General features: G+C 64.3%; 10 protein-coding genes and 1 pseudogene. 9 read left to right on the top strand and 2 right to left on the bottom strand.

Annotated elements, in window-relative coordinates; all coding sequences use genetic code 11:
* The 3 genes and pseudogenes from Q0S16_RS00875 to Q0S16_RS00865 all read left to right on the top strand — a co-directional run.
* A pseudogene (locus tag Q0S16_RS00875) lies at positions 1-499 on the top strand (DNA repair protein); the annotation flags it as partial.
* Positions 396-1,961, top strand: a complete 1,566-nt coding sequence (locus Q0S16_RS00870) for a DNA polymerase Y family protein (protein ID WP_295843997.1) — start codon at positions 396-398, stop codon at positions 1,959-1,961. The pseudogene Q0S16_RS00875 and the gene Q0S16_RS00870, both read left to right, overlap by 104 nt.
* Entirely contained in the window at positions 1,958-5,299 is a 3,342-nt protein-coding gene (locus tag Q0S16_RS00865) for an error-prone DNA polymerase (RefSeq protein WP_295843996.1), read from the top strand. Before Q0S16_RS00870 ends, Q0S16_RS00865 begins: the two co-directional genes overlap by 4 nt.
* 171 nt (positions 5,300-5,470) lie before the next feature.
* Here Q0S16_RS00865 and Q0S16_RS00860 read toward each other — a convergent pair whose 3' ends face one another.
* Positions 5,471-5,950 carry an Lrp/AsnC ligand binding domain-containing protein gene (locus Q0S16_RS00860; protein WP_295843994.1) on the bottom strand — a complete coding sequence of 160 codons (480 nt, stop codon included), beginning with the start codon at positions 5,948-5,950 and terminating at the stop codon, positions 5,471-5,473.
* A gap of 137 nt (positions 5,951-6,087) precedes the next feature.
* Between Q0S16_RS00860 and Q0S16_RS00855 the strand changes: the two genes are divergently transcribed.
* The 6 genes from Q0S16_RS00855 to Q0S16_RS00830 all read left to right on the top strand — a co-directional run bounded on the left by Q0S16_RS00855 (position 6,088) and on the right by Q0S16_RS00830 (position 17,671).
* Positions 6,088-7,107 (top strand): 1-aminocyclopropane-1-carboxylate deaminase, encoded by a 1,020-nt coding sequence (locus Q0S16_RS00855; RefSeq protein WP_295843990.1) that lies wholly within the window; start codon positions 6,088-6,090, stop codon positions 7,105-7,107.
* Positions 7,108-7,205: 98 nt separating this feature from the next.
* Positions 7,206-8,603 carry a CoA transferase gene (locus Q0S16_RS00850; protein ID WP_295843988.1) on the top strand — a complete coding sequence of 466 codons (1,398 nt, stop codon included), beginning with the start codon at positions 7,206-7,208 and terminating at the stop codon, positions 8,601-8,603.
* Between the two features lie 174 nt (positions 8,604-8,777).
* Complete coding sequence (locus Q0S16_RS00845; protein ID WP_295843987.1) at positions 8,778-9,995, top strand: efflux RND transporter periplasmic adaptor subunit; 1,218 nt, start codon at positions 8,778-8,780, stop codon at positions 9,993-9,995.
* A 161-nt stretch (positions 9,996-10,156) separates the two neighbouring features.
* The gene (locus Q0S16_RS00840; RefSeq protein WP_295843985.1) at positions 10,157-13,279 is read left to right on the top strand and encodes a CusA/CzcA family heavy metal efflux RND transporter; all 3,123 of its coding nucleotides are present in this window, start codon (positions 10,157-10,159) and stop codon (positions 13,277-13,279) included.
* Positions 13,280-13,673: 394 nt separating this feature from the next.
* A complete protein-coding gene (locus Q0S16_RS00835; protein WP_295843981.1) occupies positions 13,674-14,873 on the top strand; it encodes a urate hydroxylase PuuD in 1,200 nt (399 codons plus the stop codon).
* A gap of 230 nt (positions 14,874-15,103) precedes the next feature.
* A complete protein-coding gene (locus Q0S16_RS00830) occupies positions 15,104-17,671 on the top strand; it encodes an HWE histidine kinase domain-containing protein (RefSeq protein WP_295843979.1) in 2,568 nt (855 codons plus the stop codon).
* 117 nt (positions 17,672-17,788) lie between these two features.
* Here the strand turns inward: Q0S16_RS00830 and Q0S16_RS00825 are convergent.
* A partial coding sequence (locus Q0S16_RS00825; protein ID WP_295843977.1) for an autotransporter outer membrane beta-barrel domain-containing protein occupies positions 17,789-18,616 on the bottom strand: 828 nt, incomplete at its 5' end.

The raw sequence follows: 18,616 nt of genomic DNA, 5'->3' as shown, positions 1-18,616 counted from the left end.
GCTGCGCGGCTGGGGCGAACTCGGCCTCGATCCGCGGCTGCTGGTGACGGTGCGTGCGCCCGATGTCGAGGCGGCGTTGCGCACCACGGCGGATGCCTTGGCCTGCGACGCGCTGGGCGCCGTGGTGCTGGAGACGCTGGGCGAGAGCCAGCAGTTCGACCTCGTCGCCAGCCGCAAGCTGACATTGGCGGCGCGCGGCTCCGGCGTCACCGCGCTGCTGCTGCGGGTCGCAGCGACGCCGAGCGCCTCGACCGCGGAGACGCGCTGGATCGTGCGCTCCGCGCATTCGCCACCCGGCACGCTCTGGCAGATATGGGGCGCGCCGATGGTGGACGCGCAACTGGTTCGCAATCGTCATGGCCCCAACGGCCACTGGATCATGGAATGGAAGTGTGATGAGTGCCTGTTCCGTGAAGCGCCGGATACTCAGCCTGTGGCTGCCGCGGCTGCCGACCGATCGCTTGCAGCGCCAGCGCACACGCAGCGACGCGCCGGCTAATCCCCATCCAATGATCGTTGTCGCCAAAAACAGCAACGCGTTGCAGATTGTTGCGCTCGATGACGCCGCCGCCAAAATCGGACTTGAAGTCGGCCTGCCGCTCGCCAATGCCCGCGCGGTGTGCCCGGATGCGCAGGTGTTCGACGCTGATCCCGTGGCCGATGCGCAGCTGCTGAACCACATCGCCGACTGGTGCGATCGCTTCACGCCGCTGGTGGCGCTGGATGCGCCGGACGCGTTGTTCCTCGACATCACCGGCTGCGCGCATCTGTTCGGCGGCGAGGCCGCGTTGATGCGGATGCTGTGCGGCTCGCTCTCCGCGCAGGGCTTTGTCGTCAGCGCGGCGATTGCCGGCACCTCGGTCTGCGCGCGCACGCTCAGCCATTATGTCCATGGCCGCGTCATTGCCGATGGCGCGGAGGCCGCGGCGATCCAGCCGCTGCCGGTGTTCACGCTCGGCGCCGAGGCCGCTATCACCCAGGGCCTGCGCCGCGCCGGGCTAAAGACCATCGGCGACGTCGCCGCGCGGGCGCGGCACGAGATCACCGCGCGGTTCGGCGCCCGTTTCACCACGCGTCTCGAGCAGGCGCTGGGGCTGTCGGACGCGCCGATATCCCCGCGAAAACCGCTGCCGGACTACATCGTCGAAAAGCGTTTTCCGGAGCCCATCGCCACCGACGGCGTGATCGCGGCGACGTTGTCGAGCCTTGCGAAAATGCTGGTCGGCGCGATGGACAAACAGGGCAAGGGCGCGCGACGGCTGGAAGCCAGCTTCTTCCGCACCGACGGCGCGGTGCGCGCGATCACGGTAGAGACCGGCCAGCCGGTCACCAAAAGCGAGGTGATCGACCGGCTGTTCCGCGAACGCATCGACGCCATCGCTGATCCGCTCGATCCCGGTTTCGGTTTTGATCTCATTCGCCTCTCCGCGGGGCGCACCGAGATCGTGGTGCAGCAGCAGCGCGACCTCGACGCCAACGTGCATGACAATGACGATCTCAGCGCCCTGATCGACCGCATCGCGGCGCGGATCGGCCCGCGCCGCGTCGTTGTGCATCTGCCGGTGGATACGCACATCCCGGAGCGCGCGGTATGGGCGGCGCCGGCACAGCATCATCTGGTCATGGCCTCGCAGGCGGTGTGGCCGGCGCGCGCCGGCGACGAGCCGCCGCTGCGGCCGCTGCGGTTGTTCGAATATCCGGAGCTGATCGACGTCGGCCTCGTCGAAGCGCCCGACCGACCGCCGAAACATTTCACCTGGCGGCGCGCCTTCCACCGGATCGTTCATGTGGAAGGACCGGAGCGGGTGAGCATGGAATGGTGGCGCTCGCACGACGCCATGCCGACACGGGATTATTTCCGCATCGAGGATGAGGCCGGTCAGCGGTTCTGGCTGTTCCGCGACGGCATGTATGGCGAAGTCGTGCAGCCGAAATGGTTCATGCACGGGCTGTTCGCATGATCGCACCAGCCTACGCCGAGATCGGCGTGACTACTAATTTCTCGTTCCTGCGCGGGGCGTCGCATCCGCAGGATTACGTGCATCAGGCCAGCGTCGAGCGTCTGCATGCGATCGGCATTGCCGATGGCAACACGCTGGCCGGCGTGGTCCGCGCTTTTGCCGAGCTGGACAACAAGGATCTCACTTACATCCCGAAATTGCTGATCGGGGCGCGGCTGGTGTTTGATGACGGCACGCCGGATATTCTGGCCTATCCGCGCGACCGCGCCGCCTATGGATTGTTGTGCCGGCTGCTCAGCATCGGCAAGCTGCGCGGCGACAAGGGGGAATGCCGGTTGCAACTCGGCGATCTCGCCGATTTCAGCGAAGGCCTGCTGCTGGTGCTGATGCCGGCCTATCGTCTCGATGCCGGACGGCTGCCGCGGGTGCTCGAGGCGCTGTCGCGGCTGCCGGCGGAAGGCGTCTGGCTCGCGGCCAGCCTGTTTCACCGTGGCGATGACAAGCGCCGTTTGGCGAAACTGCGGCACATCGCTTGCCTCGCGGGTGTCCCCCTCATCGCCACCAATGACGTGCTGTACCATTCGCCCGAGCGCCGCATCCTGCAGGATGTCGTCAGTTGCATCCGGGAAAAAACCACCATCGAGACAGCCGGCCGCCTGCTGGAAATGAATGCGGAACGGCATCTCAAGCCGGTCGCCGAAATGGTCCGGCTGTTCCGCGATCATCCCGAGGCCATCGGTGAAACCATCCGCTTCGCCGATCGCATCGATTTTTCGCTCGACCAGCTCAAATACCAGTACCCGAACGAACCGGTACCGGCCGGCAAGACCGCGCAGCAGCACCTGGAGGATCTGACCTGGGAAGGCTTCGGCCAGAAATTCCCCAATACGCATGATCCCAAGCTCGAAGCCACGCTGCGAAAGGAGCTCGCGCTGATCGCCGAGCTCGATTACGCGCATTACTTCCTGACCGTGCATGACATCGTGCGATTTGCCCGCAGCCAGAACATTCTATGTCAGGGCAGGGGATCGGCCGCCAATTCGGCGGTCTGCTACATGCTGGACGTCACCTCGGTCAATCCCGCCGAGGTTGACCTGCTGTTCGAGCGCTTCATTTCCAAGGAGCGGCTGGAGCCGCCCGATATCGATGTCGATTTCGAGCACATCCGGCGCGAGGAGGTGATGCAATATGTCTATCGCCGCTATGGCCGGCATCGCGCCGCGATCATCGCCACCGTGATCCATTATCGCCCGCGCTCGGCGATCCGCGATGTCGGCAAGGCGCTGGGGCTGACCGAGGACGTGACGTCGGCGCTGGCCGACACCGTGTGGGGAAGCTGGGGTAAGGGGCTCAACGAGATGCAGGTGCGGCAGGCCGGGCTCGATCCGAACAATCCGATGATCGTCCGCGCCATCGATCTTGCCATTCAACTGATCGAATTTCCGCGGCATCTGTCGCAGCATGTCGGCGGCTATGTGCTGACCCAGGATCGGCTCGACAGCTATGTGCCGATCGGCAACGCCGCGATGGAGGACCGCACTTTCATCGAATGGGACAAGGACGATGTCGATACGCTGAAGATGATGAAGGTCGATATTCTCGCGCTGGGCATGCTGACCTGCATCCGCAAATGTTTCGACCTGATCCAGCGGCACAAGGGGCAGGGTTACGAACTCCGGGATATCAAGGCTGAGGCGCCCGACGCGGCGAATGTCTTCAAGATGCTGCAGCGCGGAGAATCGCTCGGCGTGTTCCAGGTCGAGAGCCGCGCCCAGATGAACATGCTGCCGCGGCTGAAGCCGAAGGACTTTTACGACCTCGTCATCGAGGTCGCGATCGTGCGGCCAGGTCCGATCCAGGGCGACATGGTGCATCCCTATCTGAAGCGGCGGGCGATGAATCCGGAGGACATCGACTACCCCTATCCGAAAGGTGGCGATAAGAACGAACTATACAACGTGTTGAAGAAGACGCTCGGCGTGCCGCTGTTCCAGGAGCAGGCGATGCGGATCGCCATCGTCGCGGCGGAATTCACCTCGGAACAGGCCAATGGCCTGCGCCGCGCGATGGCGACGTTTCGCAACGTCGGCACCATCGGCACGTTTGAAGAGAAGATGGTCGGCAACATGATTGCCCGTGGATATGACGCGACCTTCGCCAGGAATTGCTTCGAGCAGATCAAGGGGTTTGGCAGTTACGGTTTTCCGGAGAGCCATGCGGCGGCGTTCGCGCAACTGGTCTATGTCTCGTCATGGCTGAAGCATTATCACCCCGACGCCTTCTGCTGCGGCCTGCTGAACTCGCAGCCGATGGGCTTTTATGCGCCGTCGCAGATCGTGCGCGACGCCCAGCAGAACAAGGTCAAGGTCCGCGACATCGATGTTTCGTTCAGCCACAGCCAGAATACGCTGGAACAGACCAGCGGTCCCTATCACGCCGTTCGTCTCGGCTTTCGCCAGATCGACGGCTTCAAATGGGCTGACCCCGACGAAGAGCGCGAACGACTTGCCAAAAACAAGCCATCCACCGAGGACTGGGGCGCCCGCATTATCGCGGCACGCGCGAAAAAGCCCTTCACCTCGCTGGAGGACTTTGCCCGCGATACCGCGCTGCCGAAGCGGGCGCTGATTGCGCTGGCCGATGCCGATGCGTTCCGCTCTATCGGGCTCGATCGCCGCGCCGCGCTCTGGGCTGTGCGGCGGCTGCCCGACGACGTGGCGCTGCCGTTGTTCGAGGCGGCCTCCGCGCGCGAGCAACCGGATGAGAACACCAAACCGCTGCCGGAGATGCCGCGCTCGGAGCAGGTGGTGGCGGATTATCAGACCATTCGGCTGTCGCTGAAGGGGCACCCGATGGAATTTCTGCGGCCGATGTTGGCTGCCAAGGGCGTGGTGACCTGCGCATCGATCGTTCACGCCAATGATAAGCGTCGGGTGCGCTGCGCCGGCGTGGTGCTGGTGCGGCAGCGGCCGGGCAGCGCCAATGGCGTGGTGTTCATGACGCTGGAGGACGAGACCGGCATCGCCAATATCGTGGTGTGGCCGTCGATCATGGAGCAGTTTCGCAAGGAGGTGATGGGCGCGCGGCTGATCGTGGTCGAGGGCCGCATCCAGAGCAGCAAGGAGAAGGTCGTGCATCTGGTCGCCGAACGCCTGTTCGATCGCAGTCACGAGATGGCACGGCTGTCCGACAATCTGGCGCAGCCGCCGGCGCTGTCACTGGGCCCGGCATCCGAACCGCTCAACGACGACCGCCGCGAACACCCCGACAATCCCGCCCAGAAAATCCGTCACCCGCGTGATGTGCGGATTTTGCCAAAGTCGCGGGATTTTCATTAGGGCTGGCGCTCGCTGGTATCGTTCCCCGGACGCGGTGCGGCGCGCCGCTTCTTGCGGCGTGGTGCGCCGCAGATCCGGGGTCCCGGTTGTGCGAGTAAGAGACCGGGATCCCGGATCTGCGGAGCGGCACTCCGCGCCGCACCGCGTCCGGGACACGATCTTCCATTCCCTTCAAAAATCCAGCGGCCGGTTGTCGACCACCTCCTTCATCACGAAAAACGTCCGCGTCTGTCGCACGCCGGGCAGCGCGATCAGCTGTTCGCCGTGCAGGCGGTTGAAATCGGCGATGTCGCGTGCGCGGATCTTCAGGAAGAAGTCGAAATCGCCCGCTACCAGATGGCAGTCGAGCACGAAGGACAGTTTTTCGATCGCCGCCTCGAACGCCGCGAAACTCTCCGGGGTCGAGCGGTCGAGTACGACGCCGACCATCACCAGCGTGCCGCGGCTGACCATCTGCGGCGCGATCTCGGCCCGTACCGAACGTATAAAACCGTTGTCGAACAATCGCTGCGTCCGCCGGTGGCAGGTCGCGGCGCTGATGCTGGCCGCCTTGGCCAGTTCGGCATTGGTCAGCCGGCCGTCGCGCTGCAGGCGCTGCAGGATTTTTCGGTCGATGCGGTCGAGCGAAACGGGTTCGGAAGATTCTTTCATAAAAGTCCATAAAATGGAAAATAAGTGAAAGTATAATGATGAACTGCCACGCTTGTGTAAAGAAATCCCGCCATCTTCGGGAGCACCTTTCGCCAGCGGGATGCTATTTTGCGCCACGCAAAACTTCCGGAGATCCCATGCTCAGACTCGACAAGTTCGACCGCTATCCGCTGACCTTTGGCCCGACGCCGATCGAGCATCTGCCGCGAATGACCGAAGCGCTCGGCGGCAAGGTGCAGATCTATGCCAAGCGCGACGACTGCAATTCCGGCCTCGCGATGGGCGGCAACAAGCTGCGCAAGCTGGAATACATCGTGCCCGACGCGATCGCCTCGAATGCCGATACGCTGGTCTCGATCGGTGGCGTGCAGTCCAACCACACCCGCCTGGTCGCCGCCACCGCGGCCAAGATCGGCATGAAATGCGTCGTGATCCAGGAAAGCTGGGTGCCGCATGAGGACGCGGTCTATGACCGGGTCGGCAACATCATGATGACGCGATTGATGGGCGCCGACAGCCGCATCGTCGATGACGGCTTCGACATCGGCATCCGCAGGAGCTGGGAAGATGCGATCCAGTCGGTCAAGGATGCCGGCGGCAAGCCCTATGGCATTCCGGCCGGTGCCTCGGTGCACAAGTTTGGCGGGCTCGGCTATGTCGGTTTCGCCGAAGAGGTCCGCGCCCAGGAAGCGCAGATGGGCATCACCTTCGACTACATCATCGTCTGCGTGGTCACCGGCTCGACCCAGGCCGGCATGATCGTCGGCTTCGCGGCCGACAACCGCGCCGACCGCGTGATCGGCATCGATGCCTCCGGCACGCCGGTGCAGACCCGCGCCCAGGTCCGCGAGATCGTCGACCGCACGGCCGAACTGGTCGAACTCGGCCGCGCGGTCCGCGACGACGAGATCGTCATCCTCGAGGACTATGCCTATCCGGCCTACGGCGTGCCTAGTCACGAGACCAGCGAGGCGATCCGCTTCGCCGCCAGGACCGAGGCGATGATCACCGACCCGGTCTATGAGGGCAAGTCGATGCAGGGCATGATGGATCTGGTGAAGAAGGGCTTCTTTCCCGAGGGATCGAAGGTGCTCTACGCCCATCTCGGCGGCGCCCCGGCGCTGAACGGCTACAGCTACACGTATCGCAACGGCTGAGGCGAAGTTAAGCTTGCGCGCGACTCCTGCGCCCGTTCAGCAATCATTCAGCCGGCCTGCCGCTAAAGGAGGACAGTGCTGAACAGGATGGGAAGTCGATGCGCACGCCCCGCGAGATGCTGGCCGATCTGTGGACGGAAGCCGGAGGCGATCCGGTCGCGCTCGACGGGGTGACGCTGGGCGGCGACGAGCCGCAATTGCCGTCTTCATTTCGCGTCGGCGCGGCGGCGCAAATCAGCATCGCCGCGGCGGGGCTCGCCGCCGCGCAGATCTGGACGCAGCGTGGCGGGCAGCCGCAGGGCGTCAGCGTCGACATGCGCCACGCCGTGGTCGAATGCCGCTCCGAGCGCTACCTCCGGCTTGACGGCAACCCGCCGCCGCCGGCCTGGGACGCGATCGCCGGCGTCTACAGGACTGGTGACGGCAATTTTGTCCGGCTGCACACTAATTTTGCCCATCATCGCGATGCCGTTTGCCGGGTGCTGAACTGCGTTGCCGAGCGCGACGCGGTGCAGGCGGCGCTGCTTACATGGCAGGGCGAAGCGTTCGAGACGGCCGCCTACGCCGCCGGCGGCGTCGTCGCGATGATGCGCTCTTATGACGAGTGGCAGGCGCTGCCCCAGGCCAGCGCGATCGACCGACTACCGCTGGTCGAGATCACCAAAATTGGCGACGCCGCGGCAAAGCCGTGGCCCGCGGGCGAGCGGCCGCTGTCCGGTCTGCGCGTGCTCGACCTGTCCCGCGTCATCGCCGGCCCGGTGGCGGGGCGAACGCTGGCCGCGCATGGCGCCGAGGTGATGCTGGTCTCCAGCCCCGATCTGCCGGCGATCCCGTGGCTCACCATCGACACCGGCCGTGGCAAGCTTTCCAGCTTTGCCGATCTGAAAACCGGGCAGGGTGTCGCGGCGCTGCGCGGCCTGCTCGCCGGTGCCGACATCTTTTCGCAGGGCTATCGGCCGCAGGCGCTGGCGGCGCTCGGCTTCGCGCCGGAGGAGGCCGCGGCGCTCAGCCCGGGCCTCATCTATGTCTCGCTGTCCGCCTATGGCCGCGCCGGGCCGTGGGCCGGACGACGCGGCTTCGACTCGCTGGTGCAATGCGCCACCGGCTTCAACCATGCCGAAGCACGCGCCGCCGGCCTCCACGTACCCAAGGAATTGCCGGCGCAGATGCTCGACCATGCCACCGGCTATCTGATGGCGTTTGGCGCTATGATGGCCAAGGCCCGCCAGGCCCGCGAAGGCGGCAGCTGGCATGTTCAGGTGTCGCTGGCGCGCACCGGCAAATGGCTCTGGGAGATGGGCCGGCTGGCCGGCGGGCTGGCAACGCCCGACCTGTCCGCCGACGCCATCCCGCCCTTTGTCGAGGATATGCCGTCCGGATTTGGCATTCTGTCGGCGGTTCGTCATGCCGCGGTGCTATCGACCACGCCGGCCCATTGGGCATGGCCGGCGGTGCCGCTGGGCAGCGACAGGCCGCATTGGCCGGCACCCAGTTGATAGCCGTTCGCAGTCGTTCAAAGTTTTAACCGAGATTCGTAAGTGCACATGCGTTTTTAGATTGTTTGCATGCGCAAATGCGCACTATTAGCGCACGCGTAGGGCAAATCGCCGCGGCTAGATGGCGTTTCCGGCAAGGGTGTGACAGTGTCGAAATTAGTTGAGAGATCCCAGATGCTTACCCGGAAACGGCTGATCGCCGGCGTGGCCGTCGCGGCGCTATTCGTGGCGGCCGGCGTGGGCTACTCGCGCTATGCCGCGGCGCCGCTCGGCCATTCCGAGGTCTCCAGCCAGTCGCGCAAGAACCCGCAGCGCTATGCTACCACCCCGTCGGAATGGGCGAGCCTGACCATCGAACAGGTCAATGCCCGCGCGTTTCGCACCGAATATGTCACCGAGGGCAAGATCGCCGTCGATGAGGACAAATCCACCCCGGTGTTTTCACCCTATGCCGGACGCGTTACCCGGCTGCTCGCCAGGCCCGGCGACCATGTCACCGCCGGCCAGCCGCTGTTCGTGATCGAGGCCGCCGACACCGTGCAGGCGCAGAACGATTTCGTCACCGCCGTCACCGGTCTCAACAAGTCCCGTTCGCAGCTCGAACTGGCGCAGATCCAGAACAAGCGCGCCCAGGACCTGTTCGAAGGCAAGGCCGTGCCGCTGAAGGATTATCAGCAGAGCCAGGCGACCTTGCTGCAGGCGCAGAACGACCAGCGCTCGGCCGAGACCTCGCTGGAGGCCGCCCGCAACCGGCTGCGCATCCTCGGCCTGTCCGATGAAGCCATCACCGCGTTCCAGGACAAGGGCCGCATCAATCCCGAGACCACCATCTACGCGCCGCTGGCCGGCACCGTGGTGCAGCGCAAGATCGGTCCCGGACAATATGTCAGCTCGGGCGCCAGCGATCCGGTGTTCGTGATCGGCGACCTGTCCTCGGTGTGGCTCACCGCCTTTGTGCGCGAGACCGAGGCCGCCGCCGTCGAAGTCGGCCAGGAGATGAGCTTCAGCGTGCTGGCGCTGCCCGGCCGCGTGCTGACCGGCAAGATCAACTATGTCGCCACCGCGCTCGATCCCGCGACGCGCCGGCTGATGGTGCGCGCCACGCTCGACAACAGCGCCGGCCAGCTCAAGCCGGAAATGTTCGCCACCGTGACGATCTACGCCCCCGGCGATCAGCCGACCGTCGGCGTGCCGAAGACGGCGCTGATCTATGAAGGCGACCAGGTGCGGATCTGGGTGGCGCATGAATCCGACAAGACCATCGAACTGCGCCAGATCAAGACCGGCCTCATCAATGGCAATCTGGTCGAGGTACAGGGCAATTTGCGCCCCGGCGAGCGCATCGTCACCAAGGGCAGCCTGTTCATCGACCGCGCGGCCACCGCCAGCTAAGCGGCCGTCATTGCGAGGAGCGCTTGCGACGAAGCAATCCAGCTTCATCTTCGCGTGTGACCTCTGGATTGCTCCGTCGCAACCGCTCCTCGCACTGACGAGACTATCCCATTCGAATTCCCAATTTCCCAGCCTGAGCTGCTCTGAAAGGTCCGATCTGGATGGATCGTCTCGTCGCCATTGCCGTCAACCGCCGTTATTTGATGGTCGGCCTGTTCCTCGCCGTCTTCATCGGCGGGCTGTTCGCGTTCAATCAGCTCAATATCGAGGCCTATCCCGATCCGACGCCGCCGATGGTCGATATCGTCACGCAGTCGCCCGGCCTGTCGTCGGAGGAGATCGAGCGCTACATCACGATCCCGATCGAGACCCAGGTCGCCGGCATCAAGAACCTGAAGACGATCCGCACCATCTCGCTGTACGGCCTGTCCGACGTCAAACTGCAGTTCTCGTTCGACTACACCTATGACGAGGCGCTGCAGCAGGTGCTGAACCGGCTGTCGCAGCTGACGCCGCTGCCCGGCAATGTGCAGCCCGGCATCTCGCCGCTGTCGGCGATCGGCGAGATCTATCGCTACCGTCTGGTCGGGCCGCCGAATTACAGTGTGCTCGATCTCAAGACCCTGCAGGATTGGGTGCTGCAGCGCCGCTTCCGCTCGGTGCCCGGCGTCATCGACGTCACCGGCTGGGGCGGCAAGACCAAGACCTACGAGATCCAGGTCGATTTCAACAAGCTGGTGGCCTATGGCCTGACGCTGCCGCAACTGCTGACCGCGGTCGGCAACGCCAACATCAATGTCGGCGGCAACACGGTCAATATCGGCTCGCAATCCGCGGTCGTGCGCGGTGTCGGCCTGATCCGCTCGATCGAGGACCTCTCCAACACCATGATCTCGCAGACCGCGGGCAATCCGGTGCTGGTCAAGGACGTCGCCACCGTGTCGGTCGGCGAGAAACCGCGGCTGGGCATCGCCGGGCTCAACCAGGACGACGACATCGTGCAGGGCATCGTGTTGATGCGCCGTGGCGAAAAGAGCTCGCCGACCATCACCCGCGTCGAAGAGACCGTAAAGACGATCAACAATTCCAGCATCCTGCCGCCCGGCGTCCGGATCGAGCGCATCTATGACCGCAAGGACCTGATCGACGTCACCACCCATACCGTGCTGCACAACATGGTGGTCGGCATCGTCCTGATCGTGCTGCTGCAATGGCTGTTCCTCGGCAATCTGCGCAGCGCGCTGATCGTCGGCGCTACGATTCCGTTCGCGCTGTTTTTCGCCGTCATCATTCTGGTACTGCGCGGCGAATCCGCCAATCTGCTGTCGGTCGGGGCGATCGATTTCGGCCTGATCGTCGATGGCACCGTGATCATGGTGGAGGCGATCTTCCGCCGGCTGTCGCACACCACCGAACTGTCGGAGGCCGAGGCCAGCCACATCTCGCCCGAGACCATCATGGGCATGAAGAAGCACGGCATCCTCAGCGCCTCCGCCGACGTGTCGCGCTCGATCTTCTTTGCCGCCGCTATCATCATCGCCGCGTTCCTGCCGCTGTTCACGCTGTCCGGCGTCGAGGGCAACATCTTCGGGCCGATGGCGCGCACCTACGCCTATGCGCTGGCCGGCGGCCTGATCGCCACCTTCACCATCACCCCGGCATTGAGCGCCATCATCCTGCCGGCGCATGTCCAGGAAACCGAAACCTGGATCATGCGACAGTTGCACCGGATCTACATGCCGGTGCTGATCTGGGCGGTGCGCAACACCAGGCTGGTGATGAGCGCCGGCGTCGTGCTGGTGGTGCTGACCGTCATCCTGGCGCGCATGCTCGGGCTGGAATTCCTGCCCAAGCTGGAAGAGGGCAATCTGTGGATTCGCGCCACGCTGCCGCCGACCATCTCGCTGCAAGAGGGCAACTCCTATGTCAACGAGATGCGCAAGCTGATCCGGGCCCAGCCTGAGGTCGAATCGGTGGTGTCACAGCATGGCCGCCCCGATGACGGCACCGACGCCGCCGGCCTGTTCAACGCCGAATTCTTCGCGCCGCTGAAGCCGTCGACCGAATGGCCGGCACCGCAGGACAAGGACGCGCTGACGGCGCGCTTGTTGAAGGAGCTGCAGACGAAATTTCCCGGCGTCGAATTCAACTTCTCGCAATATCTGCAGGACAACGTCTCCGAGGCCGTCTCCGGTGTGAAGGGCGAGAATTCCATCAAGCTGTATGGCAACGACCTCGAGGCGCTGACCGTCACCGCCAACAAGATCAAGTCGGTGCTGGCCACCGTGCAGGGCGTCACCGATCTGGCGGTGTTCACCTCGCTCGGCCAGCCGACCATCCAGATCGACATCGACCGCGCCAAGGCGGCGCGTTATGGCCTGTCGCCGGGCGACATCAACGCCACCATCAAGGTGGCGATCGGTGGCGACAGCGCCGGCGATATCTACGAGCCCGGCTCCGATCGGCACTTCCCGATCATCGTTCGCCTCGCGCCTGAATTCCGTCGCAGCGCCGAGGCGATCCAGAACCTGCGGGTCGGCGCGCCCGGGCCGAACGGCACCGTCGCGCAGATTCCGCTCAGCGAACTTGCCAATATCAGCCTGGTATCGGGCGCCGCCTATATCTATCGCGAGGGCCAGGAACGCTATCTGCCGATCAAGTTCTCGGTGCGCGAGCGCGATCTCGGCAGCGCCATCCGCGAAGCCCAGGAGAAGGTGGCGGCGCAGGTGCAGCTACCGGCTGGTTCGCGGGCGGAGTGGGTTGGTGAGTTCGGCAATCTGCAGGATGCCATCAAGCGGCTGTCGATCGTGGTACCGATCAGCCTGGCGCTGATCGGGGTGCTGCTATGGTTCAATTTCGGCTCGGTGGCGGACACCTTGCTGGCGATGAGCGTGATCCCGATGGCGATCTTCGGCGGCGTGCTTGGCCTGCTGCTGTTCGACATTCCATTCAGCGTCTCGGCGGCGATCGGCTTCATCGCGCTGTTCGGCATCGCGGTGATGGACGGGATTTTGATCCTGTCGCAGTTCAACCAGCTGATCGACGAGGGCATGGAGCGGATCAAGGCGGTGATCCGTACCGGCGAGTTGCAGCTGCGTCCGGTGCTGATGACCTGCATCGTGGCCGGCATCGGCCTCGCGCCGGCGGCGCTGTCCGAGGGCATCGGCTCGCAGGTGCAGAAGCCGCTCGCCGTCGTGGTCGTGGTCGGCATGATGCTGGCGCCGTTCGTCATCCTGATCACGCTGCCGGTGCTGATCTCGGTGTTTTCACGACGGGCGAGGTAGGGCAGGAGCGCTTGCTTCCCTCTCCCCTGGTGGGAGAGGGTGGCTTCGCGAAGCGAAGACGGGTGAGGCGGGCCGTACGCTCCGTCACCAAGCTTCCTTCATCCGACGCGAACTTCGTTTGCGCCACCTTCTCCCATAAGGGGAAAAGGAAGAAAGAGTAGCACGTGTAGCCCGGATGAGGCGGTGCGATGCGCGGCATCGCGAGGCCGCCATCCGGGGGCGGAATTTTCATCAAGCGCAGGTCCCGGATGTCGCCTTTCCTTCGCTCTGCGAGCAATGGAAAACTCATCCAGGCTACGATCCATCCTCGACGCCCGGTTTGACGTGAGTCAACGAGGTCGAGGCGCCGCTGTGTCACGGCTGGAGTTTCCGCCCTGTTCAACAGGAATCATCGATGCTCTGGCAATCCGTCGCGACCGAATGGGCCAGCCTGATTTTCCGCTGGCTGCATGTGGTGGCGGCGATGGGATGGATCGGCAGTTCGTTCTATTTCATCCATCTCGACCTCAGCCTGAAGCCCGGCAGCGGCCTGCCGGACGGCGTCAAGGGCGAGGCGTGGCAGGTCCATGGCGGCGGCTTCTACCGGATCGTCAAATATCTGGTGGCGCCGGCGGCGATGCCCACCGAACTGACCTGGTTCAAATGGGAGGCCTATACCACCTGGCTGTCCGGCTTCGTGCTGATGCTGATCGTCTATTATCTCGAAGCGGATCTGTTCCTGGTCGACAAGGCGGTGCTCGACCTGACGCCGCTGCGGGCCGGGCTGTTCAGTCTCGGCAGCCTGCTGCTGGCATGGCTGCTGTATGAGGCGGCGTGCCGCTCCGGGCTGGCGCGCCATGAATTGCCGTTCGCGATTGGTGGTTATCTGTTCCTGGTCGGGCTGACCTATGCCTTCACCCATGTATTGAGCGGCCGCGGCGCCTTCAACCAGATCGGCGCCGTTGTCGGCACCATCATGGTCGCCAACGTCTTCGCCACCATCATCCCCAACCAGAACAAGATCGTCGCCGCGTTGCTGGCAGGAAAGACTCCGGACCCGCGCTGGGGCGCGGCCGGCAAGGAGCGTTCGGTCCACAACAACTATCTGACGCTGCCAGTGATCGTGCTGATGATCAGCAACCACTACCCGCTACTGTTCGCCACCCGCTTCAACTGGGTGATCGTCGCCATCGTGCTCGCGCTGGGGCCGGTGATCCGGCACTTCTTCAATGCGCGACATGCCGATCGGCCATCACCCTGGTGGGTGTGGGGCGTCGCCGCGGTCGCCATGATCGCCATTGGCCTGCTCTCGGCGGCGGGCCCGCGCCAGGTCCATACCGGCGCGCTGCCGGCGCAGCCGGACTTCGCGGCGGTACAAGAGATCGTGTCGACCCGCTGTGGCATGTGCCACGCCATGGAGCCGGTCTGGGATAAGATTACCACCGCGCCAAAAGGTATCTTGCTCGACGACGGCGGCCACATCCGGCGCTATGCAAGGCTGATCGGGCGCAACGCGGCCTGGTCGAATGCCATGCCGCCCGGAAACGTAACGGAAATGACCGCCGCCGAGCGCGCTACCATCGCCGCCTGGTTGGCCGCGGGTGCGACAGACTGACCTGATCCCGGCGCGGACGACGATGACGTGATTTTTTTCCCTTGCGGGGGATCAAAATAGAGCGCTCCGTCGTTACATGTCCTACCGATCGGGCCGCATCCGCTCGACGTTCCCGCTTCTCGCCGGCGATTCGGAAGGCTTTTGCGGATCCATCAATCCGGTAAAACTGTTGAACGGGCAAGGCGCGAGCACCGACCCGGGCCGATGCTGCGCTGTAAGAGACCTATTTCATGCTGGCCACCACGAAACCCGTCGATCTCACCAATTGCGACCGCGAACCTATTCATATACCCGGCAGCATTCAGTCACATGGCTGTCTGCTGGCCTGTGACGGTTCGGTGGCGGTGGTGCGGCGTCACTCGGCCAATACCGCCGCCATGCTCGGGCTTGGAGGGATTGATATCAATGGTGCTACGCTCGACGACTTGATCGGCGAACAGGCCACCCATGACATTCGCAACGCCGCCGCGAAATGGGGAAGCCTGACCCGCCCTGGATTGCTGCTGGGTCTGAAGATCGCCCGTTCCGACAATACGTTCAACGTCGCGATACATCGGCACCGCCGTGTCAGCATCGTTGAATTCGAGCTGGCCACCGAAGCCGAGGTGACGCCGCCGCTGGAACTGGCGCGGCTGCTGATCGGCCGGATCGGCCAGGTCTGCGAGCTCGACGCCCTGTTCGACAATGCCGCGCGGCTGCTGCGCGCCGCGCTGGGTTACGACCGGGTGATGATCTACCGCTTTGCCCATGATGGGTCCGGCCAGGTGATCAGCGAAGCCCGGCGCAGCGATCTGGAGAGTTTTCACGGCCAGCATTTCCCGGCGAGCGACATCCCGCAACAGGCGCGGATACTGTATTTGCAGAATACCGTTCGCATCGTTTCGGATTCCAATGGCGACCGCGTCGCGATCGAACCCGCCCTCGACGCATCCGGCGAACCGCTCGATTTGTCCTTCGCGCATCTGCGCAGCGTCTCGTCGGTGCATTGTGAATATCTGCGCAACATGGGCGTCGGCGCCTCGATGTCGATTTCGATCATCAGTGGTGGCGTGTTGTGGGGGCTGATCGCCTGTCATCATTACGAGCCGCGCGTGCTGCCGATGGAACAGCGTGTCGCCGCCGAGATGTTCGGCGAATTCTTCTCGCTGCAGCTCGACGCGCTGACCCAAAAGAAGAAGTTGCTCGCCAGCGAGCGGACGCGTGGTTTTCTCGATCGTCTGATGCAGAACGTGTTGCCGCATGGCGAGGTCGAGGATTTATTGCGCGACAATGTCCGCGACTTCACCGCGCTGCTGCCGTGCGATGGCATCGGGCTCTATATCAACAAGAGCTGGACCGCGCATGGCAGCACGCCACCGGCCGTCGCGGTGCCGGCGCTGATGGCTTTCATCGCGTCGATGGCGGATGGCAGGGTGTGGGCCAGCAATGCGCTGTCCGAGTGTTGGCCGAGCGCGGAAGATTATCGCGCGGCGGTGTCCGGCGTGATGGCGGTACCGCTGTCGCAATTGCCCCGCGACTATCTGGTATTCTTCCGCAAGGAGGTCGCGCAGACCGTGAACTGGGGTGGCGATCCCAACAAGCGCTATGAGGCCGGTCCGCTCGGCGATCGTTTGACGCCGCGCAAGAGTTTTGCGATCTGGAAGCAGGAAGTGGAGCGGCAGTCGCTGCCGTGGCTTCAGGACGAGCGCGATACCGCCGAAGCCGCGCGTACCGCGCTGGTGGAAGTCGTGATGCGCCACAGCAAGATGCTGGCGGATGAGCGGCACAAGGCCGATCTGCGGCAGAAGATGCTCAATGAGGAACTCAACCACCGCGTCAAAAATATCCTGGCCCTGATCAAGTCGCTGGTTTCGCACCCGGTCGAGGAAGGCCGCAGCATCGAGGCCTACGTCACCTCGTTGAAGGGCCGTATCCAGGCGCTGTCGCTGGCGCATGACCAGGTGATTCGTGGCGCCGGCGGCGGTGGCCTGCGCGACCTCGCCGAGGCCGAGCTGTCGCCCTACAAGGATGCCGTTGCCAGAATCGCGCTCGACGGTTCCGACGTGCTGCTCGACTCGCGGGCGTTCTCAGTACTCGCTCTGGTGCTGCACGAATTGGCGACCAACGCCGCCAAATATGGCGCGCTATCGGTCAACACCGGCCGGCTCAGCCTGAATTGGCAGCGGACCGAAACGGGCGATTGCGAAATCGACTGGCTCGAGCGCGATGGTCCACGGGTCCATGCGATCGCCAAGCCGGGCTTTGGCTCGATGCTGATCGGCCGCAGTATTCCCTACGATCTTGGCGGCGAGAGCGAAGTCCATTACGAGGAGCCGGGTGCGCGGGTGCGACTGCTGATCCCGGCACGGTTCGTGACCTGGCTGACGCCGCTGGCGAGGCCGCCGGTGCATGCCCGTCTCGCCGACACTACGCCGCAGGTCTCGATGCGGGGCCTCAAGATCCTGATGGTCGAGGACCAGTTGCTGATCGCAATGGATGTGCAGACCATGCTGATGCATGAGGGCGCCGCCACGGTGGAGACGGCGTCCTCCGTGAAGGAAGCGCTGCAAGGCCTCAGCGTCTTCCGGCCCGATCTGGCGATCCTCGACGTCAACCTCGGCAATGGCAGTTCGCTGCCGGTGGCGCATGAGCTGGTCGCGCGCGGCATTCCGTTCGTGTTTGCCACCGGCTATGGCGAGACCAGCCTGATCCCGGCCTCGCTGGGCGAGGTCCCGATCGTGCGCAAGCCGTATGACATCATCTCGCTGATCGCGGCCCTGACCACGGCGATGGCGGCGACGGTGCCACAGCTTCGTTAGTTTGCGCACTTCGTGACTGGGCTTGCCCTGTGACGGTCCTGGACGCGAAGCGGCATTCTTCACCGGGCGGGCGACCAGAGTGGTTACTGACCGCAAGTCGAAGGCGAAGCGCTTCTGCTACCAGCTATACCGCACCAGACCCTTGCCAGCATACGAACGAGTCACCTCGGAGAATTCGCCTTCAAACGTCGCCGCCACGGTGATGCCATTGCGCCACTTCAGTTCAGCCGATGCCGTGGTCAGCGCTGCATCGCGGGCCTGCGCCGCGCCGTTCACAACAAAGCTCGCACCGGGCAGGGTCTGGAAGGTCGCCCCGACGGCGCGATTGGTGTTGTAGTCATGCGCCCATGCCGCACGGCCGCGGAGAGTCAGCACGGTGTCCGGCAGCGCAAAGGACTTGTCGCTGCGCAGACCGATTTCGCTACGTGGCGACGTGACGGTCTTGCTGTCGTAGTTGAGGGCAAATGTCCCGGAGCCGGAGACGGCCTGCTCGCCATAGCCGGGCAGCAGGAAGGTGGTGAACTGAGCGGCGGCATAGGGCGTCACGCCCCAGCCGAGCCATGGTGTATCCAGCCGATAGCCGCCTTCGACGCGACCCGTGAAGGCATTGGTGTTGAACCGGCCACGCAACTGATCGGTGCTGCCGAGTGTAACCGTTCGATCGGTCGTCACATCCTGCCAGCCATAGGCCAGCGCCCCGCTGAGATAAGCAGCCCCCATTGTGTGACGGAGGAAGGCACCGGCCTGGAACAGGTCACTGCGGCCAGTGCCGAGCCCATTGCCACCGCCGAAATTGGTGCCGCCGCCCGCCAGCGCGAAGCCGGCGACCGTGAAGGGCGACAAGCGATAGTCGGCGCCGATCGCGGTGCCATAGATCCGGCTGGTCGATCCCGTCGAGCCCGCCGCCGTGTTGCCCGCCGTCGTCTGCGAGCCGCCGAATCCCGC

This window comes from Tardiphaga sp., assembly GCF_025356345.1.
Classification (GTDB): Bacteria; Pseudomonadota; Alphaproteobacteria; order Rhizobiales; family Xanthobacteraceae; genus Tardiphaga.
The sequence above is the reverse complement of the archived record's forward strand: the minus strand, read 5'-3'. Positions and strand labels throughout refer to the sequence as shown.